At 59.8% G+C, this 328-nt stretch carries 1 protein-coding gene; it reads left to right on the top strand.

All coding sequences use genetic code 11. The features are described 5' to 3' along the window. A partial coding sequence (locus EJB06_RS31620) for a calcium-binding protein (RefSeq protein WP_198420961.1) occupies positions 1-328 on the top strand: 328 nt, incomplete at both ends.

Below are 328 nucleotides of genomic sequence, written 5' to 3'. Positions count from 1 at the left end.
GCGTGACCTTGAACCGCAGCGGGTCCGATCTGATCCTGCTGGTCAATGCGACAGACAAGCTCACCCTGAAGAGCTATGCGGATTCCCCGTCGTACAGGATTGAATCGATCGCTTTCGCTGACGGGACGGTGTGGGACATTGCTACAGTGGCTGGCATGCCTTCCTTCGGTACGGCCGGTGCGGACATCCTGTACGGCATCGACGGATATGCCAATCACTTGAACGGCATGGACGGCAACGACACCTTGTCCGGGCAGAGCAAGGCCGATGTACTGCTCGGCGGTGGCGGAAACGATCAGTTGCGCGGCTATGTGGGCGACGACACCCT

This window comes from Massilia atriviolacea, from assembly GCF_003953935.1.
GTDB classification, from domain to species: Bacteria; Pseudomonadota; Gammaproteobacteria; order Burkholderiales; family Burkholderiaceae_D; genus Telluria_A; species Telluria_A atriviolacea.
Note: the sequence above shows the minus strand (reverse complement) of the source record. Positions and strands in the feature narration are given on the sequence as shown.